The sequence below is a fragment of the Enterobacter sp. DC4 genome, from assembly GCF_000568095.1.
GTDB classification, from domain to species: domain Bacteria; phylum Pseudomonadota; class Gammaproteobacteria; order Enterobacterales; family Enterobacteriaceae; genus Enterobacter; species Enterobacter pseudoroggenkampii.
Genome location: NZ_AZUB01000005.1, coordinates 107,784 through 131,910 on the forward strand (window position 1 = coordinate 107,784; position 24,127 = coordinate 131,910).

At 56.4% G+C, this 24,127-nt stretch carries 24 protein-coding genes; 15 read left to right on the forward strand and 9 right to left on the reverse strand.

Translation table 11 applies throughout. The features are described 5' to 3' along the window. Positions 1–20 precede the first annotated feature (20 nt). From nusA to mtr, 10 genes are all read left to right on the forward strand, one after another. Positions 21–1,523 (forward strand): transcription termination factor NusA, encoded by a 1,503-nt coding sequence (nusA, locus tag P349_RS09020; protein ID WP_003861798.1) that lies wholly within the window; start codon positions 21–23, stop codon positions 1,521–1,523. 24 nt (positions 1,524–1,547) lie between these two features. Next, complete coding sequence (gene infB / locus P349_RS09015) at positions 1,548–4,235, forward strand: translation initiation factor IF-2 (RefSeq protein WP_032650375.1); 2,688 nt, start codon at positions 1,548–1,550, stop codon at positions 4,233–4,235. An 89-nt stretch (positions 4,236–4,324) separates the two neighbouring features. Next, complete coding sequence (gene rbfA / locus P349_RS09010; RefSeq protein ID WP_003024988.1) at positions 4,325–4,729, forward strand: 30S ribosome-binding factor RbfA; 405 nt, start codon at positions 4,325–4,327, stop codon at positions 4,727–4,729. Then, positions 4,729–5,679, forward strand: coding sequence for a tRNA pseudouridine(55) synthase TruB (gene truB, locus P349_RS09005; RefSeq protein ID WP_032650373.1), 951 nt, complete (start codon positions 4,729–4,731; stop codon positions 5,677–5,679). The genes rbfA and truB overlap by 1 nt, the downstream gene beginning before the upstream one ends. A 154-nt stretch (positions 5,680–5,833) precedes the next feature. Beyond that, a complete protein-coding gene (gene rpsO, locus P349_RS09000; protein WP_003861789.1) occupies positions 5,834–6,103 on the forward strand; it encodes a 30S ribosomal protein S15 in 270 nt (89 codons plus the stop codon). A gap of 242 nt (positions 6,104–6,345) precedes the next feature. After that, entirely contained in the window at positions 6,346–8,484 is a 2,139-nt protein-coding gene (gene pnp, locus P349_RS08995) for a polyribonucleotide nucleotidyltransferase (protein WP_032650371.1), read from the forward strand. Positions 8,485–8,592: 108 nt separating this feature from the next. Beyond that, entirely contained in the window at positions 8,593–9,477 is an 885-nt protein-coding gene (gene nlpI, locus P349_RS08990) for a lipoprotein NlpI (protein ID WP_023309331.1), read from the forward strand. A gap of 107 nt (positions 9,478–9,584) precedes the next feature. Beyond that, on the forward strand, positions 9,585–9,665 hold the full coding sequence (gene yrbN / locus P349_RS27055; RefSeq protein ID WP_100122156.1) for a protein YrbN: 81 nt from the start codon (positions 9,585–9,587) through the stop codon (positions 9,663–9,665). Next, complete coding sequence (locus P349_RS08985) at positions 9,658–11,553, forward strand: DEAD/DEAH family ATP-dependent RNA helicase (protein WP_024906370.1); 1,896 nt, start codon at positions 9,658–9,660, stop codon at positions 11,551–11,553. Before yrbN ends, P349_RS08985 begins: the two co-directional genes overlap by 8 nt. Before the next feature lie 142 nt (positions 11,554–11,695). Beyond that, on the forward strand, positions 11,696–12,940 hold the full coding sequence (gene mtr, locus P349_RS08980; protein WP_032650487.1) for a tryptophan permease: 1,245 nt from the start codon (positions 11,696–11,698) through the stop codon (positions 12,938–12,940). A gap of 84 nt (positions 12,941–13,024) precedes the next feature. Here the strand turns inward: mtr and P349_RS08975 are convergent, their stop codons facing one another. The 3 genes from P349_RS08975 to ubiU all read right to left on the reverse strand — a co-directional run bounded on the left by P349_RS08975 (position 13,025) and on the right by ubiU (position 15,992). Continuing rightward, positions 13,025–14,032 (reverse strand): luciferase-like monooxygenase, encoded by a 1,008-nt coding sequence (locus P349_RS08975; protein ID WP_032650369.1) that lies wholly within the window; start codon positions 14,030–14,032, stop codon positions 13,025–13,027. 78 nt (positions 14,033–14,110) lie between these two features. Continuing rightward, on the reverse strand, positions 14,111–14,989 hold the full coding sequence (locus tag P349_RS08970; RefSeq protein ID WP_032650367.1) for a U32 family peptidase: 879 nt from the start codon (positions 14,987–14,989) through the stop codon (positions 14,111–14,113). Positions 14,990–14,996: 7 nt separating this feature from the next. Then, a complete protein-coding gene (gene ubiU, locus P349_RS08965) occupies positions 14,997–15,992 on the reverse strand; it encodes a ubiquinone anaerobic biosynthesis protein UbiU (protein WP_032650366.1) in 996 nt (331 codons plus the stop codon). 211 nt (positions 15,993–16,203) lie between these two features. Here ubiU and ubiT point away from each other — a divergent pair, with 211 nt between their 5' ends. Continuing rightward, complete coding sequence (gene ubiT, locus P349_RS08960) at positions 16,204–16,728, forward strand: ubiquinone anaerobic biosynthesis accessory factor UbiT (RefSeq protein ID WP_024906374.1); 525 nt, start codon at positions 16,204–16,206, stop codon at positions 16,726–16,728. Then, positions 16,722–17,225, forward strand: a complete 504-nt coding sequence (locus P349_RS08955; protein ID WP_023309324.1) for a GNAT family N-acetyltransferase — start codon at positions 16,722–16,724, stop codon at positions 17,223–17,225. The genes ubiT and P349_RS08955 overlap by 7 nt, the downstream gene beginning before the upstream one ends. Here P349_RS08955 and P349_RS08950 read toward each other — a convergent pair. Beyond that, complete coding sequence (locus tag P349_RS08950; RefSeq protein ID WP_008501484.1) at positions 17,212–17,541, reverse strand: GIY-YIG nuclease family protein; 330 nt, start codon at positions 17,539–17,541, stop codon at positions 17,212–17,214. The genes P349_RS08955 and P349_RS08950 overlap by 14 nt on opposite strands. A gap of 14 nt (positions 17,542–17,555) precedes the next feature. Between P349_RS08950 and P349_RS08945 the strand changes: the two genes are divergently transcribed. Then, positions 17,556–17,990 (forward strand): YhbP family protein, encoded by a 435-nt coding sequence (locus tag P349_RS08945; protein WP_024906376.1) that lies wholly within the window; start codon positions 17,556–17,558, stop codon positions 17,988–17,990. Here the strand turns inward: P349_RS08945 and P349_RS08940 are convergent. Continuing rightward, entirely contained in the window at positions 17,970–18,488 is a 519-nt protein-coding gene (locus P349_RS08940; RefSeq protein WP_023333577.1) for a type 1 glutamine amidotransferase domain-containing protein, read from the reverse strand. The genes P349_RS08945 and P349_RS08940 overlap by 21 nt on opposite strands. A gap of 128 nt (positions 18,489–18,616) precedes the next feature. Between P349_RS08940 and P349_RS08935 the strand changes: the two genes are divergently transcribed. Both P349_RS08935 and P349_RS08930 read left to right on the forward strand, forming a co-directional pair. Next, positions 18,617–19,261 carry an NAD(P)H-binding protein gene (locus P349_RS08935; RefSeq protein WP_032650365.1) on the forward strand — a complete coding sequence of 215 codons (645 nt, stop codon included), beginning with the start codon at positions 18,617–18,619 and terminating at the stop codon, positions 19,259–19,261. Positions 19,262–19,301: 40 nt separating this feature from the next. Then, positions 19,302–20,339: a permease gene (locus tag P349_RS08930; protein ID WP_032650363.1), complete on the forward strand. Its 1,038-nt coding sequence runs from the start codon at positions 19,302–19,304 to the stop codon at positions 20,337–20,339. Between the two features lie 66 nt (positions 20,340–20,405). Here the strand turns inward: P349_RS08930 and dolP are convergent, their stop codons facing one another. The 4 genes from dolP to P349_RS08910 are packed head-to-tail and all read right to left on the reverse strand — an operon-like array spanning position 20,406 to position 24,118. Continuing rightward, a complete protein-coding gene (gene dolP / locus P349_RS08925; protein WP_024906379.1) occupies positions 20,406–20,981 on the reverse strand; it encodes a division/outer membrane stress-associated lipid-binding lipoprotein in 576 nt (191 codons plus the stop codon). 9 nt (positions 20,982–20,990) lie between these two features. Continuing rightward, positions 20,991–21,581, reverse strand: coding sequence for a DnaA initiator-associating protein DiaA (gene diaA, locus P349_RS26385; protein ID WP_003861754.1), 591 nt, complete (start codon positions 21,579–21,581; stop codon positions 20,991–20,993). A 21-nt stretch (positions 21,582–21,602) separates the two neighbouring features. Next, positions 21,603–21,998 (reverse strand): YraN family protein, encoded by a 396-nt coding sequence (locus P349_RS26390; RefSeq protein WP_032650362.1) that lies wholly within the window; start codon positions 21,996–21,998, stop codon positions 21,603–21,605. Further along, positions 21,956–24,118 (reverse strand): penicillin-binding protein activator, encoded by a 2,163-nt coding sequence (locus tag P349_RS08910; protein WP_032650361.1) that lies wholly within the window; start codon positions 24,116–24,118, stop codon positions 21,956–21,958. The genes P349_RS26390 and P349_RS08910 overlap by 43 nt, the downstream gene beginning before the upstream one ends. Positions 24,119–24,127 lie beyond the last annotated feature (9 nt).

Consider the following 24,127-nt stretch of genomic DNA (forward strand, 5'->3'; position numbering starts at 1 on the left):
ATTGAGGTGAAAAGCCCGCGATGAACAAAGAAATTTTGGCTGTTGTTGAAGCCGTCTCCAACGAGAAATCACTGCCGCGTGAAAAGATTTTCGAAGCGCTGGAAAGTGCACTGGCTACAGCAACCAAGAAAAAATACGAACAAGAGATCGATGTTCGCGTAGAAATCGATCGTAAAAGCGGTGACTTCGATACATTCCGTCGTTGGGTAATCGTTGAAGAAGTGACCCAGCCGACCAAAGAGATCACCCTGGAAGCCGCCCGTTTTGAAGACGAAAGTCTGAACGTGGGTGACTACGTTGAAGATCAGATTGAATCTGTGACCTTCGACCGTATCACCACCCAGACCGCTAAACAGGTTATCGTGCAGAAAGTGCGCGAAGCCGAGCGCGCGCTGGTTGTCGATCAGTTCCGCGATCAGGAAGGCGAGATCATCACCGGCGTGGTGAAGAAAGTGAACCGCGACAACATCTCCCTGGAGATCAAATCCGAAGGGTTGCCGGGTAACGCTGAAGCCGTGATCCTGCGTGAAGATATGCTGCCGCGTGAAAACTTCCGCCCAGGCGACCGTATTCGCGGTGTTCTGTACGCCGTTCGCCCTGAAGCGCGTGGCGCACAGCTGTTCGTGACCCGTTCTAAACCAGAAATGCTGGTAGAACTGTTCCGTATCGAAGTACCGGAAATCGGTGAAGAAGTTATCGAGATTAAAGCGGCGGCTCGCGATCCGGGCTCCCGTGCGAAAATTGCGGTGAAAACCAACGACAAGCGTATCGACCCGGTCGGTGCTTGCGTCGGTATGCGCGGTGCGCGTGTCCAGGCAGTGTCTACTGAGCTGGGCGGCGAACGTATTGATATCGTTCTGTGGGATGACAACCCGGCGCAGTTCGTGATCAACGCAATGGCTCCGGCTGATGTGGCGTCTATCGTTGTTGACGAAGACAAACACACCATGGATATCGCTGTTGAAGCGGGCAACCTGGCGCAGGCAATCGGCCGTAACGGTCAGAACGTACGCCTGGCGTCACAGCTGAGCGGCTGGGAACTCAACGTGATGACCGTTGATGACCTGCAGGCTAAGCATCAGGCTGAAGCCCATGCGGCGATCGATACCTTCACGAAATACCTGGATATTGACGAAGACTTCGCCACTGTTCTGGTTGAAGAAGGTTTCTCTACGCTGGAAGAACTGGCCTATGTGCCAATGAAAGAGCTGCTGGAAATTGACGGTCTGGATGAACCAACCGTTGAAGCCCTGCGTGAACGCGCTAAAAACGCACTGACCACCCTGGCACTGGCTCAGGAAGAAAGCCTTGGCGATAAGAAGCCGGCTGATGACCTGCTGAATCTGGAAGGTCTTGATCGTGCGATTGCGTTCAAGCTGGCTGCCCGTGGTGTTTGTACGCTGGAAGATCTCGCTGAGCAAGGCGTTGATGACCTGGCTGATATCGAAGGTTTAACCGACGAGAAAGCCGGCGAGCTCATCATGGCCGCACGTAATATTTGCTGGTTCGGCGACGAAGCGTAATAAACTGTAGCAGGAAGGAACAGCATGACTGATGTAACTGTAAAATCGCTGGCTGCTGAGATTCAGACCTCCGTGGACCGCCTGGTACAGCAATTTGCTGATGCAGGGATCCCGAAGTCCGCTGATGACTCGGTGACCGCGCAAGAAAAACAAACCTTGTTAACGCACCTGAACCGTGAACACGGTTCTACGCCTGACAAGTTAACGCTGCAGCGCAAAACGCGTAGCACGTTAAACATCCCTGGTACCGGTGGCAAAAGCAAATCGGTACAAATTGAAGTCCGCAAGACGCGCACCTTTGTAAAACGTGATCCGCAAGAGGCAGAACGCCTTGCCGCGGAAGAGCAGGCACAGCGTGAAGCGGAAGAACAAGCTCAGCGTGAGGCGGAAGCAACCGCCAAACGTGAAGCAGAATTAAAAGCTGAACGTGAGGCCGCAGAAAAAGCGAAACGCGACGCAAGTGATAAAGTGAAGCGTGACGCTGCGGAAAAAGACAAAGTGAGCAATCAACAGACAGACGAAATGACCAAAACCGCCCAGGCTGAAAAAGCCCGCCGTGAAAATGAAGCTGCCGAGCTGAAGCGTAAAGCGGAAGAAGAAGCCCGCCGTAAGCTGGAAGAAGAAGCTCGCCGCGTCGCCGAAGAAGCGCGCCGTATGGCAGAAGAAAACGAGAAGAATGGTGTGAATACCGTTGAGCCGACTGAAGACACCAGCGACTATCACGTGACCACTTCTCAGCATGCGCGTCAGGCTGAAGATGATAACGACCGTGAAGTGGAAGGCGGTCGTGGCCGTGGCCGTAATGCAAAAGCTGCGCGTCCGGCGAAAAAAGGCAACAAGCACGCTGAATCCAAAGCTGACCGTGAAGAAGCACGCGCTGCTGTTCGCGGTGGTAAAGGCGGCAAGCGTAAAGGTTCCGCTCTGCAGCAGGGCTTCCAGAAGCCTGCTCAGGCCGTTAACCGTGACGTTGTGATCGGCGAAACCATTACCGTTGGCGAACTGGCGAACAAGATGGCGGTTAAAGGCTCTCAGGTCATCAAAGCGATGATGAAACTGGGCGCCATGGCGACCATCAACCAGGTGATCGATCAGGAAACCGCACAGCTGGTTGCTGAAGAGATGGGCCACAAAGTAATCCTGCGTCGTGAAAACGAGCTGGAAGAAGCAGTAATGAGCGACCGTGACACAGGTGCTGCGGCAGAACCGCGTGCACCGGTTGTGACCATCATGGGTCACGTTGACCACGGTAAAACCTCTCTGCTTGACTACATTCGTTCTACTAAGGTTGCCTCGGGTGAAGCGGGTGGCATTACCCAGCACATCGGTGCATACCACGTAGAAACTGACAACGGTATGATCACCTTCCTGGATACCCCAGGCCACGCCGCGTTTACCTCAATGCGTGCTCGTGGTGCTCAGGCGACGGATATCGTTGTTCTGGTTGTTGCGGCGGACGACGGTGTGATGCCACAGACCATCGAAGCTATCCAGCACGCGAAGGCTGCAGGTGTGCCAGTTGTGGTTGCCGTGAACAAGATCGATAAGCCAGAAGCGGATCCCGATCGTGTTAAAAACGAACTTTCCCAGTACGGTATCCTGCCGGAAGAGTGGGGCGGCGAAAGCCAGTTCGTACACGTGTCTGCGAAAGCGGGTACCGGTATCGACGAACTGCTGGACGCGATCCTGCTGCAGGCCGAAGTTCTGGAGCTGAAGGCCATCCGTAACGGTATGGCGAGCGGTGCGGTAATCGAATCCTTCCTGGATAAAGGACGTGGCCCGGTTGCTACCGTTCTGGTTCGTGAAGGTACACTGCATAAAGGCGATATCGTTCTGTGCGGTTTCGAATACGGCCGCGTTCGTGCGATGCGTAACGAACTGGGTCAGGAAGTGCTGGAAGCGGGTCCGTCCATTCCAGTGGAAATCCTGGGTCTGTCCGGTGTTCCGGCTGCCGGTGACGAAGTGACCGTTGTGCGTGACGAGAAGAAAGCGCGTGAAGTGGCACTGTACCGTCAGGGCAAATTCCGTGAAGTTAAACTGGCTCGTCAGCAGAAATCTAAACTCGAGAACATGTTTGCCAACATGACCGAGGGCGAAGTTCACGAAGTGAACATCGTTCTGAAAGCCGACGTTCAGGGTTCTGTGGAAGCGATCTCCGACTCCTTGCTGAAACTGTCCACCGACGAAGTGAAAGTGAAGATCATCGGTTCGGGCGTAGGTGGTATCACCGAAACCGACGCTACCCTGGCTGCTGCCTCTAACGCTATCCTGGTTGGCTTCAACGTTCGTGCGGATGCGTCTGCGCGTAAAGTGATTGAATCCGAAAGCCTGGATCTGCGTTACTACTCCGTCATCTATAACCTGATCGACGAAGTGAAAGCCGCGATGAGCGGTATGCTGTCTCCTGAGCTGAAACAGCAGATCATCGGTCTGGCTGAAGTACGTGACGTGTTCAAATCACCGAAATTCGGTGCGATCGCGGGCTGTATGGTTACCGAAGGTAACATCAAGCGTCACAACCCAATCCGCGTACTGCGTGACAACGTGGTTATCTACGAAGGCGAGCTGGAATCCCTGCGCCGCTTCAAAGATGACGTTAACGAAGTCCGTAACGGCATGGAATGTGGTATCGGCGTGAAGAACTACAACGACGTTCGCGTTGGCGATATGATCGAAGTGTTCGAGATCATCGAAATTCAGCGTACCATCGCTTAATTACCGATTGTAAGCCGGGATCGCCTCGCGCCACCCGGCAATATTTTCAAAAAGGGGCTTTAGCCCCTTTTTTGTCTGGAGAATTTATTATGGCGAAAGAATTTGGTCGCCCTCAGCGCGTAGCGCAGGAAATGCAGAAAGAGATCGCACTCATTCTGCAACGTGAAATTAAAGACCCGCGTGTCGGCATGATGACTACCGTTTCCGGTGTGGAAATGTCCCGTGACCTGGCCTATGCCAAAGTGTTCGTCACCTTCCTGAACGATCAGGACGAAGCGGCAGTGAAAAACGGCATTAAAGCGCTGCAGGAAGCCTCTGGTTTTATCCGCTCACTGCTTGGCAAAGCGATGCGCCTGCGTATCGTGCCTGAACTGACCTTCTTCTACGACAACTCGCTGGTCGAAGGTATGCGTATGTCCAACCTGGTGACCAGCGTGGTTAAACATGACGACGAGCGTCGTGTTAACCCGGCGGACGACAGCAAGGAGGACTAATGAGTCGTCCTCGTCGTCGTGGTCGCGACGTGCATGGTGTGCTGCTGCTGGATAAACCCCAGGGCGCTTCCAGCAACGACGTGCTGCAAAAAGTTAAGCGTATTTATAACGCCAACCGTGCGGGCCACACCGGCGCGCTCGATCCGCTGGCAACCGGCATGCTGCCGGTCTGCCTGGGAGAGGCGACAAAGTTTTCCCAGTACCTGCTCGACTCCGATAAGCGCTACCGCGTTATCGCTAAACTGGGCCAGCGCACGGATACCTCCGACGCGGATGGCCAGGTGGTAGAAGAGCGTCCGGTGACCTTCAGCGCGGAACAGCTTGATGCTGCGCTGGAGAGCTTCCGTGGGGACACGATGCAGGTGCCGTCGATGTATTCGGCACTGAAGTATCAGGGAAAAAAACTCTACGAATATGCGCGCCAGGGCATTGACGTCCCGCGTGAAGCCCGTCCGATAACCGTGTATGAGCTGCTGTTTATTCGCCACGAAGGTGATGAGCTTGAGCTGGAAGTGCACTGTTCGAAAGGGACCTATATTCGCACCATCATCGACGACCTCGGTGAAAAGCTAGGCTGCGGCGCACATGTGATTTACCTGCGTCGTCTGGCGGTGAGCAAGTACCCGGTAGAGCGGATGGTGACCCTGGAGCAACTGCGCGAGCTGGTAGAACAGGCGGAAGCGCAGGGGATCGCGCCGGCAGATTTGCTGGATCCATTGCTGATGCCGATGGACAGTCCGGCAGCGGACTTCCCGGTTGTTAATCTTCCTTTAACATCCTCCGTTTACTTTAAGAACGGCAACCCGGTTCGTACGACGGAAGCGCCGCTGGAAGGGCTGGTCCGCGTCACCGAAGGTGACGAAGGTAAGTTCATCGGGATGGGCGAAATGGATGGCGAAGGGCGCGTTGCGCCGCGTCGTCTGGTCGTCGAATATCCGGTCGAAGCGTGATGGCGATAACGGCTCACCTTGCGATAAGCAGGGGAGACGAGTAGAATATCGCCGCTTAACGCCTGGTAAATTGTTTAACAATCTGCGGGGCGTACATTGGATTGCTGAATTAGAGATCGGCATCCTTACATTCTTTATACTTTGGAGTTTGAAAATGTCTCTAAGCGTTGAAGCTAAAGCTAAAATCGTTTCTGAGTTTGGTCGTGGTACTAACGACAGCGGTTCTACCGAAGTTCAGGTTGCACTGCTGACTGCACAGATTAACCACCTGCAGGGTCACTTTGCAGAGCACAAAAAAGATCACCACAGCCGTCGTGGTCTGCTGCGTATGGTTTCTCAGCGTCGTAAACTGCTCGACTACCTGAAACGTAAAGATGTTGCACGCTACACCGCGCTGATCGAGCGTCTGGGTCTGCGTCGCTAAGTCTTGCGAGTTTCAGAAAAGGGGGCCTGATGGCCCCTTTTTTCAACCAGACGGCAGCAATTCACTGGAAACTATTGTATTGTTGCTATAAATGATCTTCATTGCAGAGGTTCGCGCGGCTAATGAGAGGCTTCACCCATGGGGGTGTTGGTTGTCATTAGTCGCGAGGATGCGAAGAAGGTCGGGTTAAATCGACAGCACACCGGTGGTGTGCTGTCAAACATTTAAGAAAGGACAGAACTTTGCTGAATCCGATCGTTCGTAAATTCCAGTATGGTCAACATACCGTCACGCTGGAAACCGGCATGATGGCACGTCAGGCTACTGCTGCCGTTATGGTAAGCATGGATGACACTGCGGTATTCGTTACCGTAGTTGGCCAGAAAAAAGCTAAACCAGGTCAGGACTTCTTCCCGCTGACCGTTAACTACCAGGAGCGTACCTACGCTGCCGGTAAAATCCCGGGTGGTTTCTTCCGTCGTGAAGGCCGTCCAAGCGAAGGCGAAACCCTGATCGCGCGTCTGATTGACCGCCCGGTTCGTCCGCTGTTCCCGGAAGGCTTCGTTAACGAAGTGCAGGTTATTGCGACCGTTGTTTCCGTTAACCCACAGGTTAACCCGGACATCGTGGCGATGATCGGTGCCTCTGCTGCCCTGTCACTGTCTGGTATTCCATTCAATGGTCCAATCGGTGCAGCGCGCGTTGGCTACATCAACGACCAGTATGTGCTGAACCCAACCCAGGAAGAGCTGAAAGAAAGTAAGCTGGACCTGGTTGTTGCGGGCACTGAAGCCGCTGTGCTGATGGTTGAATCCGAAGCTGAACTCCTTAGCGAAGACCAGATGCTGGGCGCTGTGGTCTTTGGCCACGATCAGCAGCAGGTTGTTATCCAGAACATCAACGACCTGGTGAAAGAAGCCGGTAAACCACGTTGGGACTGGCAGCCAGAAGCGGCAAACGACGCGCTGAACGCACGCGTTGCTGCCCTGGCAGAATCTCGTCTGAGCGATGCATACCGCATCACTGACAAACAGGAGCGTTACGCTCAGGTTGACGTGATCAAGTCTGAAACTATCGCGACCCTGGTTGCTGAAGATGAAACTCTGGACGCTAATGAGCTGAGCGACATCCTGCACGCTATCGAGAAAAACGTTGTTCGTAGCCGCGTACTGGCAGGCGAGCCGCGTATCGATGGCCGCGAAAAAGACATGATCCGTGGTCTGGATGTGCGTACTGGCGTTCTGCCACGTACTCACGGTTCCGCGCTGTTCACCCGTGGCGAAACGCAGGCGCTGGTTACCGCGACCCTGGGTACTGCACGTGATGCGCAGATCATCGACGAACTGATGGGCGAGCGCACTGACAGCTTCCTGTTCCACTACAACTTCCCTCCGTACTCCGTAGGCGAAACCGGTATGGTTGGCTCGCCGAAGCGTCGTGAAATTGGTCACGGCCGTCTGGCGAAGCGCGGCGTACTGGCAGTCATGCCAGAAGCAGACAAATTCCCGTACACCGTACGTGTAGTGTCTGAAATCACCGAATCCAACGGTTCCTCTTCCATGGCTTCCGTGTGTGGTGCCTCTCTGGCGCTGATGGATGCAGGCGTGCCAATCAAAGCCGCCGTTGCGGGTATCGCAATGGGCCTGGTGAAAGAAGGCGACAACTTCGTTGTTCTGTCTGACATTCTGGGTGACGAAGACCACCTGGGCGATATGGACTTCAAAGTAGCGGGTTCCCGCGAAGGTATCTCTGCACTGCAGATGGATATCAAAATTGAAGGTATCACCAAAGAGATCATGCAGGTTGCTCTGAACCAGGCTAAAGGTGCGCGTCTGCACATCCTGGGCGTGATGGAACAGGCGATTAACGCGCCGCGTGGCGACATTTCTCAGTTCGCTCCACGTATCCACACCATCAAGATCAATCCAGACAAGATCAAAGATGTTATCGGTAAGGGCGGTTCCGTAATCCGTGCGCTGACCGAAGAGACCGGCACCACCATCGAAATCGAAGATGACGGTACTGTGAAGATCGCAGCAACCGACGGCGAGAAAGCGAAATTCGCGATCCGTCGCATCGAAGAAATTACTGCAGAAATCGAAGTGGGCCGTGTCTACGCAGGTAAAGTGACCCGTATCGTTGACTTTGGCGCGTTCGTTGCCATCGGTGGCGGTAAAGAAGGTCTGGTTCACATCTCTCAGATCGCTGACAAGCGCGTTGAGAAAGTGACTGATTACCTGCAGATGGGTCAGGAAGTACCGGTGAAAGTTCTGGAAGTTGATCGCCAGGGCCGTATCCGTCTGAGCATTAAAGAAGCAACCGAGCAGTCTCAGCCAGCTGCTGCGCCAGAAGCACAGGCAGCAGAACAGCAAGGCGAGTAAGTTGCCATTTGCCCTCCGCTTTGCGGAGGGCCTATTATCAGGCAGGACGCCTTGTTAAGCCGCCGGGGGACAGGACGTTCATCCAATAGTTGTCTTCGGGAGTGGGAAATGAAGCCTTTTTTGCGCTGGTGTTTCGTTGCGACAGCTTTAACGCTGGCAGGATGCAGCAACTCTGCCTGGCGTAAGAGCGAAGTCCTCGCAGTGCCATTGCAACCGACTTTGCAGCAGGAAGTGATCCTGGCACGCATGGAACAAATACTTGCCAGTCGGGCTTTAACCGATGAAGAACGCGCACAGCTTTTATATGAGCGCGGAGTGTTGTATGATAGTCTTGGTCTGAGGGCATTGGCGCGAAATGATTTTTCACAAGCGCTGGCTATCCGACCTGATATGCCTGAAGTATTCAATTACTTAGGCATTTATTTAACGCAGGCAGGCAATTTTGATGCTGCCTATGAAGCGTTTGATTCTGTACTTGAGCTTGATCCAACTTACAACTACGCGCACTTGAATCGCGGTATCGCATTGTATTACGGCGGTCGTGACAAGTTAGCGCAAGATGATCTGCTGGCGTTTTATCAAGACGATCCTAATGATCCTTTCCGTAGCCTGTGGCTTTACATCGTTGAGCGGAAGCTCGATGAGAAGCAGGCAAAAGAGGCACTGAAACAGCGCTTCGATAAATCGGACAAGGAACAGTGGGGATGGAACATTGTCGAGTTCTACCTGGGCAACATTAGCGAAGCAACGCTGATGGAACGCCTCAAGGCGGACGCAACGGATAACACCTCGCTCGCTGAGCATCTCAGTGAAACCAACTTCTATTTAGGTAAGTACTACCTAAGTCTGGGGGATATGGACAGCGCTACGGCACTGTTCAAATTAGCGGTTGCTAACAACGTACACAACTTCGTTGAGCACCGTTATGCATTGTTGGAATTATCGCTCTTGGGCCAGGAGCATGACGACCTGGCAGAATCGGACCAGCAATAGCTGACGACATAAACATCAGCCCGTAATCTTTTGATTGCCATCACCTTAACTGGTGAGGGCGTTGTTGTTCGTCAATACACCTACTTTGAGCCGGTTCACACTTTTCAATGAAAATTGCTAATCATTTTCACGATGAGCTAAGTAGACTGGCCGCCATTGACATTGAGGCACTCGTACTACATGGCTGAATTCGAAACCACTTTTGCAGATCTGGGCCTGAAGGCTCCTATCCTTGAAGCCCTTAACGATCTGGGTTACGAAAAACCATCTCCGATCCAGGCTGAGTGTATCCCACACCTGCTTTCTGGTCGTGACGTGCTGGGCATGGCCCAGACTGGTAGCGGTAAAACTGCAGCATTCTCGCTGCCGCTGCTGAACAACATTGATCCGGACCTGCGTGCACCGCAGATCCTCGTTCTGGCTCCAACCCGTGAACTGGCTGTTCAGGTTGCAGAAGCCATGACGGAATTCTCTAAACATATGCGCGGCGTAAACGTGGTTGCCCTGTACGGCGGCCAGCGTTATGACGTGCAGTTACGCGCCCTGCGCCAGGGCCCACAGATTGTTGTCGGTACGCCGGGCCGTCTGCTGGATCACCTGAAGCGCGGTACCCTGGACCTCTCTAAACTGAGCGGTCTGGTACTGGATGAAGCAGATGAAATGCTGCGTATGGGCTTCATCGAAGACGTTGAAACCATCATGGCGCAGATCCCGGATGGTCATCAGACCGCGCTGTTCTCTGCAACCATGCCGGAAGCTATCCGTCGCATTACCCGTCGCTTCATGAAAGAGCCGCAGGAAGTGCGTATTCAGTCCAGCGTAACCACTCGCCCGGACATCAGCCAGAGCTACTGGTCTGTGTACGGCATGCGTAAAAACGAAGCGCTGGTACGTTTCCTGGAAGCGGAAGATTTTGATGCGGCGATTATCTTCGTTCGTACCAAAAACGCGACCCTGGAAGTGGCTGAAGCCCTGGAGCGTAGCGGCTACAACAGCGCAGCGCTGAACGGCGACATGAACCAGGCCCTGCGTGAGCAGACTCTGGAGCGTCTGAAAGACGGTCGTCTGGATATCCTGATTGCAACCGACGTGGCAGCACGTGGTCTGGACGTTGAGCGTATCAGCCTGGTTGTTAACTACGACATCCCGATGGATTCCGAGTCTTACGTTCACCGTATCGGCCGTACCGGTCGTGCGGGTCGTGCTGGCCGTGCGCTGCTGTTCGTTGAGAACCGCGAGCGTCGTCTGCTGCGTAACATCGAACGTACCATGAAGCTGACCATTCCAGAAGCGGACCTGCCAAACGCAGAGCTGCTGGGCAAACGCCGTCTGGAAAAATTCGCCGCCAAAGTACAGCAGCAGCTGGAAAGCAGCGATCTGGATCAGTACCGCGCGCTGCTGTCGCAGATTCAGCCTGTTGCTGAAGGCGAAGAGCTGGACATGGAAACCCTGGCTGCAGCACTGCTGAAAATGGCTCAGGGCGAACGTAGCCTGATCGTGCCGCCAGATGCGCCGATGCGTCCTAAGCGTGAATTCCGTGACCGTGACGATCGTTTCGAACGTCGTGGCGACCGTAACGATCGTGGCCCACGTGGTGACCGTCCAGAGCGTGGTGGTGAAGACCGTCCACGTCGTGAACGCCGTGACGCGGGTGACATGGAACTGTACCGCATTGAAGTGGGTCGTGATGATGGCGTTGAAGTTCGTCACATCGTTGGCGCGATCGCTAACGAAGGCGACATCAGCAGCCGTTACATCGGTAACATCAAGCTGTTCGCATCCCACTCTACCATCGAGCTGCCAAAAGGCATGCCGGGCGAAGTGCTGCAGCACTTTACGCGTACCCGCATCCTGAACAAGCCGATGAACATGCAGTTGCTGGGCGATGCACAGCCACGTCCTGACCGTGGCGGCGAACGTCGTGGCGGTGGTCGCAGCTTCGGCGGCGAGCGTCGTGAAGGCGGTCGCAGCGAAGGTCGCGGTGGTGAAGGTCGTCGTTTCTCCGGCGAGCGCCGCGAAAGCCGTGGCCCGCGTCGTGAAGAAGGCACCAGCCGTCGTCGTTTCGGTGACGCGTAAGCCTTACGCTTCTGACGTAAAGTAAAATATACAGCCCCGATACATGCTATCGGGGCTTTTTTTATTCCCTTTGTACTCTTGTACTGGTACAGTGCGTCACATTAAAATGCAGAACCGCATGATTGACTGGAGAAAAGGCTGTATGGCGACACTAACCACCACCCAAACGTCACCTTCGCTGCTTGGCGGCGTGGTGATCATCGGCGGAACCATTATAGGTGCCGGGATGTTCTCCCTGCCCGTGGTCATGTCCGGTGCGTGGTTCTTCTGGTCGCTGGCTGCGCTGGTCTTTACCTGGTTCTGTATGCTCCATTCCGGGCTGATGATCCTCGAAGCCAACCTGAACTACCGCATTGGCTCCAGCTTCGACACCATCACCAAAGATCTGCTGGGCAAAGGCTGGAACCTGGTTAACGGGCTGTCCATCGCCTTTGTGCTCTATATCCTGACCTACGCGTATATCTCGGCAAGCGGTTCGATTCTGCATCACACCTTCTCTGAGATGTCGCTGAACGTTCCGGCGCGTCTGGCCGGACTATGCTTTGCGCTGGGCGTGGCGTTTATCGTCTGGATGAGTACCAAAGCGGTAAGCCGGATGACGGCGATCGTACTGGGCGCGAAGGTCATCACCTTCTTCCTGACCTTCGGCAGCCTGCTGGGGCACGTGACGCCCGCCACGCTGTTTAACGTTGCCGAAGTGAATACCTCCTACACGCCGTACCTGCTGATGACGCTACCGTTCTGTCTGGCGTCGTTCGGCTACCACGGCAACGTGCCGAGCCTGATGAAGTACTACGGCAAAGATCCGCGCACGATTGTGAAGTGTCTGGTCTACGGCACGCTGCTGGCGCTGGGGCTGTATGTGATCTGGCTGCTGGGGACGATGGGCAACATCCCGCGTCCGGAGTTTATCGGCATTGCCCAGAAGGGCGGTAACATCGACGTGCTGGTGCAGGCTCTGAGCGGCGTGCTGAACAGCCGCAGCCTGGATCTGCTGCTGGTTATCTTCTCTAACTTTGCGGTGGCGAGCTCTTTCCTCGGCGTAACCCTGGGCCTGTTTGACTACCTGGCGGATCTGTTTGGCTTTGATGATTCTGCGATGGGGCGCTTCAAAACCGCGCTGCTGACCTTCCTGCCGCCGATTGTGGGTGGTCTGCTGTGGCCGAACGGCTTCCTGTACGCCATCGGCTATGCCGGACTGGCGGCAACAATCTGGGCGGCGATTGTGCCAGCGCTGCTGGCACGTAAATCACGTAAACGCTTCGGCAGCCCGAAATTCCGCGTCTGGGGCGGCAAGCCGATGATTGCGCTGATTCTGGTGTTCGGTGCTGGCAATGCGCTGGTCCACGTGCTGTCGAGTTTTAACCTGCTGCCTGTGTATCAATAAACAGAAAGCCCGGTGGCGCTGCGCTTACCGGGCCTACAGGGATCGCGTAGGCCGGATAAGGCGAAGCCGCCATCCGGCAAAAAACTACCCCACCAGCTCCTCTTTCACCTGCATCGCCAGCTCAAACGAATGCAATCGCGCCTGGTGATCGAAAATCTGGCCGTTAACCATAATTTCATCCGCCTGCGTTTCGCGCAGCACCGCCTCCAGCCCGTGACGCACTTTCGCTTTATCGCCTACCAGCGACATGCTCAGCGCCTGCTGAACGCCATACTGCTCTGACGCTGACCACAGCTGATGCATATTCTCCACCGGCGGCGGAAGCTGGCCCGTCTCACCGCGGCGCAGCTTCACAAACGCCTGCTGCATAGAGGTGAACAGGAATTCCGCGTCGCGATTGCTGTCGGCGGCAATGATGTTGATGCACACCATCGCGTACGGTTTCTCCAGACGCTCGGACGGTTTGAAGTGCGTGCGGTAAAGATGCAGCGCCTGATGGAGCATATCCGGCGCGAAGTGCGAGGCAAACGCAAACGGCAGCCCCAACTGGGCGGCGAGCTGCGCGCTGTAGAGGCTTGAGCCCAACAGCCACACCGGGATCTTCTCACCGTAACCCGGCACCGGGCGCACGTGCGGGTTCGGATCGCGCGCGTCGAACCAGTCCACCAGCTCTGCCACGTCGCGCGGGAAGTTATCGATATCGCCGCTCATATGGCGACGCAGGGCGCGCATGGTCGGCTGGTCGCTGCCCGGCGCACGGCCAAGCCCTAAATCGATACGGCCCGGATAGAGGGTATTCAGCGTGCCGAACTGCTCGGCGATCACCAGCGGGGCATGGTTCGGCAGCATCACGCCGCCGGAGCCCAGGTGCAGAGTGGTGGTATTTGCCGCCAGATAACCAATCAGTACCGAGGTGGCGGCGCTGGCAATGCCCACCATGTTGTGGTGCTCGGCCAGCCAGTAGCGGTGATAGCCACGCTTTTCGGCCAACTGAGCGAGATCGAGGGAGTGCGAAAAGGCTTCTCTTGCCGAGGAGCCTTGTGGGATCGGCGCCAGATCCAGCACCGAAAACGGAATAGTTTTGTCAGTCATAACAGCTCACTTTGTCGACGGTCAATCTTTAATACTGCATTAAAAAATGATAACCGTTGTTAACAAAGTGAGCCTTTTTTAGGCCTGCAGTTCCAGCCCGGCCAGACGCTTCCAGTAGCCGTTGCAGTCGCTGTTTGCCGTCAGCGGCAGCGGAGCGGCGCCGTTTTCGTTGGCGCGGAAGGCATCCAGCATCGCAAACACGCCGGTATCCAGCGGCGACAAGCGCACCATATCCACCAGCCCGTCCATCGACGCCAGCTCGTTGCCGAGGTTATAGACATAGCCGCTCATGGTCTGAATGCCGTTGAGGACAAACACCTGCTGATTCTCCTGCGACAGCATGCTGCGCCCGTTCGGGTACTTAATGCAGCAGGTTTCGCACTCGTCTTTCGGACGGTCTTCCGAGCGCGCGGTAAAGCAGCGGGCAGAATAGGCCAGCGGCAGATGCCCATAGCTCAGCACTTCCACTTCAAACTGATTGCGAATGCCCAGCTTGTCGCACTGATTCAGCAGGTTTGCCAGCCAGTCGCGAGAGAGCTCCACCGGCATGCACCAGCGCGTCATCCCCTGTTTGAGCAGCAGGCGCAGGGTCACGGCGTTATAGCAGTTCAGAGCATGGCCCGCGACAAACGGTAGCTTGCGTTCGGCGCACATATTCACCACGCCGAGATCGCTCGCTTCCAGCAGGAACTCGCCGTTCTCTACGTAGCGTTTCAGCTCGCCCAGTTCAGAAGAGGCCTGCACCAGCGCAAGCGTCGAGAGCACCACCTGCTTGCCGCTGCCGGCCAGGCTTTTCGCCATATCCAGCCAATCGCCCACTTTAGTGGCGCGGCGCTTGCTGCACACCGCTTCGCCGAGGTAAATCACATCGGCGCTGCTGGTGGCGGCCTGTTGGTAAAAATCTTCCAGCGTCTCTTTTGGCCAGTAGTAGAGCACCGGTCCTAATGAATATTTCATGGTTATCTCACTGCCATTTACGGTGATACGCGCCAAGCGTGGTTTGCGTGCCTTCGGACATCGATCCGAGCGTGTCCATCCAGGCCTGCTGCGGAGCATAGTTCTGCGGGTCCGCCATGCAGCGGTCGATGGCCTGACGCCACACTTTCGCCACCTGGCTCACATAGGCCGGGCTGCGCTGACGACCTTCGATTTTCACCGAGGCAATATTGGCCGCCAGCAGCTCCGGCAGCAGCTCCAGCGTGTTGAGGCTGGTCGGCTCCTCCAGCGCGTGATAGCGCTCGCCGTCGACCAGATAGCGGCCTTTACACAGGGTGGGATAACCGGCGTTTTCACCGTCCTGATAGCGGTCGATCAGCACCTCATTAAGGCGAGATTCCAGCCCCTGAGGGGTCTGATGCCAGCGAACAAAGCGGGCAGGGGAGCAGGCCCCGACGGTATTCGGCGATTCACCGGTTAAATAAGAGGAAAGATAGCAACGGCCTTCGGCCATGATGCACAGGCTGCCAAAGGCAAAAACTTCCAGCGGCACTGGCGTGACGCGCGCGAGTTGCTTAACCTGATGAATAGAGAGCACGCGCGGCAGCACCACGCGGGCCACGTCAAAGTGTTGATGGTAAAAACGTACGGCCTCTTCGTTGGTGGCAGATGCCTGAACAGAGACGTGGCGCTCAATATGGGGATAGCGTTCTGCCGCATACTCAAGCATGGCGAGGTCGGCCAGGATCAGCGCATCGGCACCCAGCTGTGCCGCCATATCCACCGCGCGCTGCCAGCGGGCGTAGCCGTCAGGATGAGCAAAGGTATTGATGGCGATATGCAATTTGCGGCGGTGCTGGTGAACGAAGTTAACGGCTTCCTGAAGCTTTTTCTCCGTAAAGTTGAGGCCAGCAAAATGGCGGGCGTTGGTGTCATCTTTTAGCCCGATATAGACCGCATCGGCCCCATTTTCGATGGCCGCCTTAAGCGCCGGAAGATTTCCGGCAGGGCAGAGCAGCTCCATAATTTATCCTGATGTAGTCGATCGCAAAATTGTTAACGAGCTGGGATTTTAATTAACCCATAGGCGACAATTTTTGATTTAAGGCAGCTAATGGCGTATTGATGACACCAATAATGAGGTACGGCGGACGACGGTTTGTTGATTTACGCCGCTATGTTGCGCTTCGGATATGGCAAAATAGCAGGACTATAGATATCAGGGAGTAAAGCTCGTGCTGGATAAACTGCGTTCACGTCTCGTACAATTTGGTCCATCAATGCTGAGCGTGCCGGTAAAGCTGGCGCCGTTCGCGCTTAAACGTCAGGTGCTGGAGCAGGTCCTGAGCTGGCAGTTCCGCCAGGCGCTGCAGGATGGCGAGCTGGAATTCCTGGAAGGGCGCTGGTTGAGCATTGAGGTGCGTGATATCGGGCTGCGCTGGTTTACCTCCGTTGAGAATGACCAGCTGATCGTCCGCGAAACCGCCGAGGCGGATGTGAGCTTTAGCGCCAACGCCAGCGATCTGCTGATGATCGCCGCGCGTAAGCAGGATCCGGATACGCTCTTCTTCCAGCGCCGTCTGGTGATTGAAGGCGACACGGAGCTCGGTCTGTACGTGAAGAATTTAATGGATGCCATTGAGCTGGAGCAGATGCCGAAAGCGCTGCGCGTGATGTTAATGCAAATGGCAGATTTCGTTGAGGCCGGGCTGAAAACCCCGCCGGACGGTAAACACACTTCAGTAGGTGAGCCATGCTGATTCGAGTCGAAATTGGGATTGATGCGCCGGGGATCGATGCGTTGCTACGCCGCGCCTTTGCGAGCGATGCCGAAGCCCAACTGGTCCACGACCTTCGCGAAGACGGCCTGATTACGCTGGGGCTGGTTGCCACCGATGACGAAGGTCAGGTGGTGGGCTATGTTGCCTTCAGTCCGGTCATCGTTCAGGGCGAAGAGCTGCAGTGGGTAGGCATGGCACCGCTGGCGGTAGATGAAAGCTATCGCGGGCAGGGGCTGGCACGCCAGCTGGTCTATGAAGGCCTGGATTCGCTCAATGAGTTCGGTTATGCGGCCGTTGTCACGCTGGGCGATCCGGCGTTCTATGGCCGTTTAGGCTTTGAGCAGGCCGCGCATTACGATCTGCGCTGCCGCTGGCCGGGTACGGAATCCGCTTTCCAGGTGCACCGTCTGGCGGACGACGCGCTGAACGGCGTCAATGGGCTGGTCGAGTACCACGACCATTTCAATCGCTTTTAATCAGGCTCTCGCGTAGCGCCTCAAAGGAGCCGTCTCCGGTCACGAGGCGCTCTTTCTGGCGCTTCGTCAGCTGTTTGATGCGGTATTCCAGCCTGAGCGCCAGCGATCGGTCACCGACGGGCGCCGAAAAGGCGAGCTGTAATTCCCCTTTCCCTCGCAGTGCTTTTGCCCCTTTCCCCGTTTGATGTTGTAAAAAACGCCGCGCCACATCGGTGGTGATCCCGGTGTAGAGTGCGTTATCAGCGGTTCGGACAAGATAGAGAAACCAGCACACGGTAAACAGATTCAGTATGTTAAGGTGAACGCACCATAGCATGAGAGAGAACGAAAATGGAAACACTGGCCGCCATTAACCGCTGGCTGGCGAAGCAGCATGTTGTCACCTGGTGCGTCTATGACGAGGGGGAGATGTGGTGCGCAAACGCGTTTTACTACTATGATCCGGAGCGCGTCGCGTTTTATGTCATGAGCGAAGACAAAACGCGTCATGCGCAGATGACCGGCCTGCAGGCAAAGGTCGCGGGGACGGTAAATGGCCAGCCGAAAACGGTCGCACTGATCCGCGGCGTGCAGTTCAAAGGGGAGATCCGTCGTCTGGATGGCGAAGAGAGCGACGCGCGCCGTAAGCTCTACACGCGCCGCTTTCCCGTTGCCGCTGCGCTAAAAGCCCCGGTGTGGGAAATCCGCCTCGATGAGCTGAAATTTACCGACAACACCCTGGGCTTTGGCAAGAAGCTGCACTGGTTACGCGCCGAGCAGGCGTAGCGCTTCGCGGTTAAACGCCGGGAGATCGTCCGGGGTACGGCTGGTGATCAGCTGGTCTTTGTCGTTGACCACCTCCTGATCGTAAAACTCGGCGCCCGCATTTTTCAGATCGATAACGATCGGTTTCACCGCCGTGAGCTTACGCCCGCGTACAACCTCCGCGCTGATGAGCAGCTGCGGACCGTGACAGATGGCAAAGACCGGTTTGCCGGTAGAGACAAAGTCCCGGGTAAAGGTCACGAAGCGCTCGTCCCCGCGCAGGGAATCCGGGGAATGGCCACCGGGTAACAGCAGGGCGTCGAAATCTGAGGGGCTAACGTTATCGATAGTCTCATCAATGGTTACGGTCGCCTCGCCCTTATGGCCTGTCACCGTTTTGCCCGCCTCTTTCTCAATGGTGATGACCTCATGTCCTGCCTTGCGGAACGCCTCTGCAGGCGAGGTGAATTCTGAATCTTCAAACTCGTCGGTAATCAAGACTGCGATTTTCTTGCCCATGCTTCCTCCGTTGTTTTGGCTTCAGACTGATTTTTCTCCGCTTGTGGTAAATACTTACCTGTAACAGACTTCTAAGTGTGGTCGACGACGCTGAGTTCGCAAACGGACAATTCTGTAAAGGGGATACGATGAGTCAGGTATTGATTACCGGGGCTACCGGGTTAGTGGGCGATCATCTGCTGCGGCTGCTGATTCAGGATCGCCGCGTGAACTATATCGCCGCCCCGACGCGTCGACCGCTGGCAGATTTATCTGGCGTCTTTAATCCGCACGATCCTCAGCTGACGGACGCGCTGGCGCAGGTCCAGGATCCTATTGATATCGCCTTTTGCTGTCTGGGCACCACGCGACGGGAGGCGGGCAGCAAAGAGGCATTTATCCACGCTGACTATACGCTGGTGGTGGACACCGCGCTTACGGCGAAAAAGCTGGGGGCCAAACATTTTCTGGTGGTCAGCGCGCTGGGCGCTAATGCCGGATCGCCTTTCTTCTACAACAAGGTGAAGGGCAAGATGGAGGATGCGCTGATTGCGCAGAAATGGGAGCAGCTGACGATTGTGCGCCCTTCGATGCTGATCGGCCACCGGGACGAACGCCGCTTTAACGAGTCGATACTGGCCCCGCTGTTTCGCATCCTTCCCGGCAACTGGAAGGCCATCGAGGCGCGGGACGTCGCGCGGGCGATGTTAAAAGAGGGACTGGCCCCGTCGAAAGCGGGCGTAAACATTATCCCTTCGGCAAAACTGCGTGAAATCGCGCAGGGCGAGGCGTAAACTCCCCCGGCTAATAACCTAATACTCTCCGGGGAATGCTATGACTGGTCAGTCTTCATCTCAGGCGGCAACACCTGTTCAATGGTGGAAGCCCGCACTCTTCTTTCTCGTGGTCATTGTTGGCCTCTGGTACGTGAAATGGCAGCCGTACTACGGCAAAGCCTTCACCGCCGCCGAAACGCACAGCATCGGTAAATCTATTCTCGCTCAGGCTGAGTCCAGCCCGCTGCAGGCGGCGTGGGACTATGCCATGGTCTACTTCCTTGCCGTCTGGAAAGCCGCCGTTTTAGGCGTCATTCTGGGGTCGCTGATTCAGGTGCTGATCCCGCGTAACTGGCTGGTGAAAACCCTCGGACAGCCGCGCTTTCAGGGCACGCTTCTGGGGACGATTTTCTCCCTGCCGGGCATGATGTGCTCCTGCTGTGCCGCGCCTGTGGCGGCAGGGATGCGCCGCCAGCGCGTGTCGATGGGCGGCGCGCTGGCGTTCTGGATGGGCAACCCGCTGCTCAATCCGGCGACGCTGGTGTTTATGGGCTTTGTGCTGGGCTGGCATTTCGCGTTCATCCGTCTGGTCGCCGGGCTGCTGACCGTGCTGGTGGTGGCGACACTGGTGCAAAAACTGGTGAAGGATACTGCTGAAGAACCCGCAGCCGTTGAGCTGGATGTCAGCGAGCCGCAGGGGGGCTTCTTTGCGCGCTGGGGCAGGGCGCTATGGCAACTTTTCTGGAGCACCATCCCGGTCTATATCCTGGCGGTACTGGTTCTGGGGGCGGCGCGCGTCTGGCTCTTCCCGCATGCGGATGGCGCTATCGACAACACGCTGATGTGGGTCATTGCGATGGCCGTTGCAGGCTGCCTGTTTGTGATCCCAACGGCGGCTGAAATTCCCATTGTTCAAACCATGATGCTGGCCGGCATGGGCACCGCGCCGGCGCTGGCGCTGCTGATTACGCTGCCGGCGATCAGCCTGCCGTCGCTGATTATGCTGCGTAAGTCATTCCCGGCGAAAGCGCTCTGGCTGACCGCGGGGCTGGTGGCGTTGAGCGGGGTGATGGTGGGAAGTATTGCGCTTCTGTGAAAAACGCCCGGTGGCGCTACGCTTACCGGGCCTGCAAAAAAATCCCCTCAAGTGAGGGGATTTTTTTTATTTAATGTAAGTAAACGCAGTGGTGACGTGCTTCACGCCGCTCACCCGGCTGGCGATATCGGCCGCCGCTTTCCCTTCACGGTCGGTCACCAGACCCAGCAGGAACACTTCGCCGTTTTCCGTCGTCACTTTCACGTTGGAGGATTTCACCTGGTCTGAGCCCAGCAGCTGGGAACGTACTTTGGTGGTGATCCAGGTATCGGAAGAGGCATCACCCAGGCCAATTGGCTTGCCCTGACGCACTTCGTTAAACACCTCTGTGGTTCCTTCAACACCCATTGCGATTTGTTTCGCACGAGAGGCGAGTTCCATATTCGGCGCCTGGCCTGCCAGCAGCACTTTGCCCTGGTAAGCCGTCACGTTAATACGCGCCTCTTTCTTGATCTGTTCGTCTTTCGACAGCGCACTGTTGACGCGCAGCTCCAGCGTACCGTCATCCACCTGTGTCCCCACAGAGCGCGGATCGGTTGCCGCTTTGGTGCCTACTGCGGCGGTACCCACAACGGCCGCAGCGATACATCCCTGAAGCAGTAATGCAGACATAAGGACTGCGAGGGTCGATAAAGCCTTCATAAGAACTCCTTAATCATCCTGGTGAGGGAAAAGCGTGTTATCGATCAAGTCACATAAGCAGTTCACCGTGAGCATATGCATTTCCTGAATACGCGCGCTCCGGTGAGACGGAATGCGGATTTCCACATCCTGCGGCCCAAGCAGACCCGCCAGCTCACCCCCGTCATAGCCGGTTAAGGCCACGATGGTCATGTCGCGGGTGACGGCGGCTTCAACGGCTTTGACAATATCCCGGCTATTGCCGCGCGTGGAGATGGCCAGCAGCACATCTCCGGCATGACCCAGGGCTCGCACCTGCTTTGCGTAAATTTCGTCATGCAGACGATCGTTAGCAATCGCCGTTAAGACCACATTATCGGTATTAAGTGCAATGGCGGGTAAACTCGGGCGTTCTGTTTCAAAGCGATTGATCATGCTGGCAGCAAAATGCTGTGCGTTGGCGGCTGACGTGCCGTTGCCACAACAGAGGATTTTGTTGCCATTAAGCAGGGATTGCACCAGCGTCATTGCGGCACGCGAGATAGCATCCGGAAGGGCTTCCGCCGCGGCAATCTGAGTCTGGATGCTTTCTGTGAAGCACACTTTAATTCTTTCGAGCACGTTATCCCTTTTAAATCTTAATTATGCGTCTTCGCCAAAAGCGTTTTTAAGCCATTCGATCTCATTTCCGGTGAAGGCTATCACATCGAACCGGCAATCCACAGTATCAAAGCTCCCATTATGGCGGGCAAGCCACAAGTGGGCAGTCTGTAATAATTTATGTTGTTTGGCGAGCGTCACGCTGGCGGCAGCACCGCCAAAACGGGAGGACTGTCGAAAGCGCACTTCTACAAACACGATGACCTGACCGTCTTTCATGATCAGGTCGATTTCGCCGCCACGCCCGCGGACGTTGGCGGCGATGAAATGCAGTCCTTTGCCTTCAAGCCAGCGACGCGCCCCTAACTCCCACGCATCGCCGGTCTGTTTGCGGCTTAACTGGCCGGGACGATCTGCCCCTGCTGGTATTTGAGCCATGATAACTTCCTGTTAATCACACAATCCTGAGTGGCGGTCAGATCGCCGGTGTTGCCGTTAAGCTCGAAGCCCGGCACCTGACGCATCTGGGTAAAGTGGTTCGCCAGCGCCCACGCATCAACCCCCATCGCATACAGACGGGCCAGCGAATAATCGTTACGTACGGTACTCAGCGCCTGCTGCATCAGCGCCGGGTTGCTGCCTGCCAGCATCGGGATTTCGCTGTACTGCAGACCGTCCATTTCCAGACGGAAATCCGGTCCCGCGGTGCCCTGCGCGCTGCGGGAGCTGGCGTAGAGCGTTGCGCCGCTCTGGCTGCCGTTACGCATCGCAATCATCGGTTTGATAAAGGCGATCTCCTGCGGCGTGGCAACGATATAAGCCGCATCCACTTTACCGCCACCGCTGATCTGCGCGTCGGTAGGTGGGGCAGGGATCGTCAGGCCGCCAATCGTCACGCCCTGCTGCTGTGGCAGGCTCGCGGTGACCGGGCTACCGTTAAGCGCGATACCCGCTCCACCGTTTACGCCCGCGCGCAGTTCAGAGACGGAACCGAATTTCTGCTGCAGCACCACGCCGCCGCCGAGCTTCTGCCACTCATCGGCAAAGGCATTGGCCACGCGATCGCCCAGCGCGCTGCGTGGGATAAGCAGCAGCGGAGCCTGCTTACCCTGCTCGTGAATATGACGCGCCGCATCGCGGGCTTCATCTTCAGGAGAGAGCGCGAAGTAGCAAATATTGGCCCGGTTCTGAACCTGCTCCGGCTGGTTGAGCGCCAGCACGTTCAGCGTGGTATTGCTCTTCATCAGCTCTTCCACGTTGTTTTTCAGCAGCGGACCGACAACGATGCTCGCCCCGTCCTGTTGAACCTGCGCCAGCACCTGATCAAGCGGCTGCGAACTGGTGTCGTAGATTTTCAACTCAGCGCCCGGATTGGCGCTGGTGGTTGCCACGGCCTGCGGCTGCGCGGCAGGTTGGGCCGCGGGTTGCGCAGGCTGCTGTTGAGGTTGCTCTGCTGTTGTGACAGGTGCAGGTGCCGCTTGCGTCTCGGCCGGAGCCTGGGTCGCAGGTGCTGTAGTAGCCGGTGCCGCTGTAGCTGGCGGCGTCGTCGGAGCCGTCACCGGGTTTTGCATCGTGCCCTGCGCCGGCGCTTGCGCCGAGGTCAGGTCGCTGGTCTCTGCGGCAGATGGGCTGACAACATCATTCACGTTAGCCGCCTGGGCCGCCTGCGCGGGAACCGCGCTGCCGGTTACCGACGTCGTACCGTTTTTCGCCGCTTCAAAGCCCTGCTGAATGGTGCGGCCAAACACCGCCGCCTGGCCGTTGAGCGGCAGCAGCAGAGCGATTTTGCTGGTAGACGCAGGCTTAAAGTTCTGCACGTTCACCAGCTGGGTTGGCAGCATTTTCGCGCCCGGGTTTTGCGGGTAGCGCGTCTGCCAATCCGTAATACCGGCTTTCAGCATCTTTGGATCGCTGCGGTTGTTAAACCACATCTGCTGCAGATCCAGCCAGCCCTGCAGGACGTTTTCATCGGCGTTGATGACCAGCGCCTGCGCCTGTTCTTGCGTCATCGAAGCCAGCGCTTGCCAGGTGGCATCGATATTTTTCTGCTTATCGGCACCGCCAAGCAGTGGCTCTTGCGCGACGAGCGCGCGGAGCAAGGTCAGCGAAGGGCGTCCCTGCTCAGCGGTAATGCCCGCCTGCCAGAAGCGCGCCTGCTGATTTTTATCCAGCGCGCTCACGTCAATATCCCCGAGGATCTTCTTCGCGGCGGCGTAATCTTTCAGCGCGACTTTCAGCTCGGCAGAGAGCAGGCTCTGCTCACGACGCTGGGCGTCGTTAAGATCTTTTGGCAACTGGTTAAACAGCTCGGCTGCCCGCTGGGTTTTACCCTCTTTCAGCAGTGCACGAATGGCGAGTAATTGCCAGTTGGTCTTGGTATCATTTGAACTCTGCGACATTTGTTGCAGATAAAAGCCAGAATCAGCCTGAGCAGAACCCTGGAGATGGGCGGTGCTCTGGTCAGGTGCCTGGGTGCCACAGCCTGCAAAGATCAGGGCTGCCAGCAGAAGCGGCACGCTGCGCGTGGCTTTTTTTCGAAGAAACGTTAACGGTACCATACTGTATCC

Excerpts from the sequence above, each read along its gene's own strand:
- rpsO (WP_003861789.1), top strand. The coding sequence starts at position 5,834 with ATGTCTCTAAGCGTTGAAGCTAAAGCTAAAATCGTTTCTGAGTTTGGT.
- ubiU (WP_032650366.1), bottom strand. The coding sequence starts at position 15,992 with ATGGAGCTGCTCTGCCCTGCCGGAAATCTTCCGGCGCTTAAGGCGGCC.
- truB (WP_032650373.1), top strand. The coding sequence starts at position 4,729 with ATGAGTCGTCCTCGTCGTCGTGGTCGCGACGTGCATGGTGTGCTGCTG.
- nlpI (WP_023309331.1), top strand. The coding sequence starts at position 8,593 with ATGAAGCCTTTTTTGCGCTGGTGTTTCGTTGCGACAGCTTTAACGCTG.
- P349_RS08950 (WP_008501484.1), bottom strand. The coding sequence starts at position 17,541 with ATGCTATGGTGCGTTCACCTTAACATACTGAATCTGTTTACCGTGTGC.
- P349_RS08985 (WP_024906370.1), top strand. The coding sequence starts at position 9,658 with ATGGCTGAATTCGAAACCACTTTTGCAGATCTGGGCCTGAAGGCTCCT.
- P349_RS08930 (WP_032650363.1), top strand. The coding sequence starts at position 19,302 with ATGACTGGTCAGTCTTCATCTCAGGCGGCAACACCTGTTCAATGGTGG.
- dolP (WP_024906379.1), bottom strand. The coding sequence starts at position 20,981 with ATGAAGGCTTTATCGACCCTCGCAGTCCTTATGTCTGCATTACTGCTT.
- nusA (WP_003861798.1), top strand. The coding sequence starts at position 21 with ATGAACAAAGAAATTTTGGCTGTTGTTGAAGCCGTCTCCAACGAGAAA.
- rbfA (WP_003024988.1), top strand. The coding sequence starts at position 4,325 with ATGGCGAAAGAATTTGGTCGCCCTCAGCGCGTAGCGCAGGAAATGCAG.
- P349_RS08970 (WP_032650367.1), bottom strand. The coding sequence starts at position 14,989 with ATGAAATATTCATTAGGACCGGTGCTCTACTACTGGCCAAAAGAGACG.
- mtr (WP_032650487.1), top strand. The coding sequence starts at position 11,696 with ATGGCGACACTAACCACCACCCAAACGTCACCTTCGCTGCTTGGCGGC.
- P349_RS08955 (WP_023309324.1), top strand. The coding sequence starts at position 16,722 with ATGCTGATTCGAGTCGAAATTGGGATTGATGCGCCGGGGATCGATGCG.
- yrbN (WP_100122156.1), top strand. The coding sequence starts at position 9,585 with ATGAAAATTGCTAATCATTTTCACGATGAGCTAAGTAGACTGGCCGCC.
- P349_RS08910 (WP_032650361.1), bottom strand. The coding sequence starts at position 24,118 with ATGGTACCGTTAACGTTTCTTCGAAAAAAAGCCACGCGCAGCGTGCCG.
- P349_RS08940 (WP_023333577.1), bottom strand. The coding sequence starts at position 18,488 with ATGGGCAAGAAAATCGCAGTCTTGATTACCGACGAGTTTGAAGATTCA.
- P349_RS08935 (WP_032650365.1), top strand. The coding sequence starts at position 18,617 with ATGAGTCAGGTATTGATTACCGGGGCTACCGGGTTAGTGGGCGATCAT.
- P349_RS26390 (WP_032650362.1), bottom strand. The coding sequence starts at position 21,998 with ATGGCTCAAATACCAGCAGGGGCAGATCGTCCCGGCCAGTTAAGCCGC.
- P349_RS08945 (WP_024906376.1), top strand. The coding sequence starts at position 17,556 with ATGGAAACACTGGCCGCCATTAACCGCTGGCTGGCGAAGCAGCATGTT.
- infB (WP_032650375.1), top strand. The coding sequence starts at position 1,548 with ATGACTGATGTAACTGTAAAATCGCTGGCTGCTGAGATTCAGACCTCC.
- P349_RS08975 (WP_032650369.1), bottom strand. The coding sequence starts at position 14,032 with ATGACTGACAAAACTATTCCGTTTTCGGTGCTGGATCTGGCGCCGATC.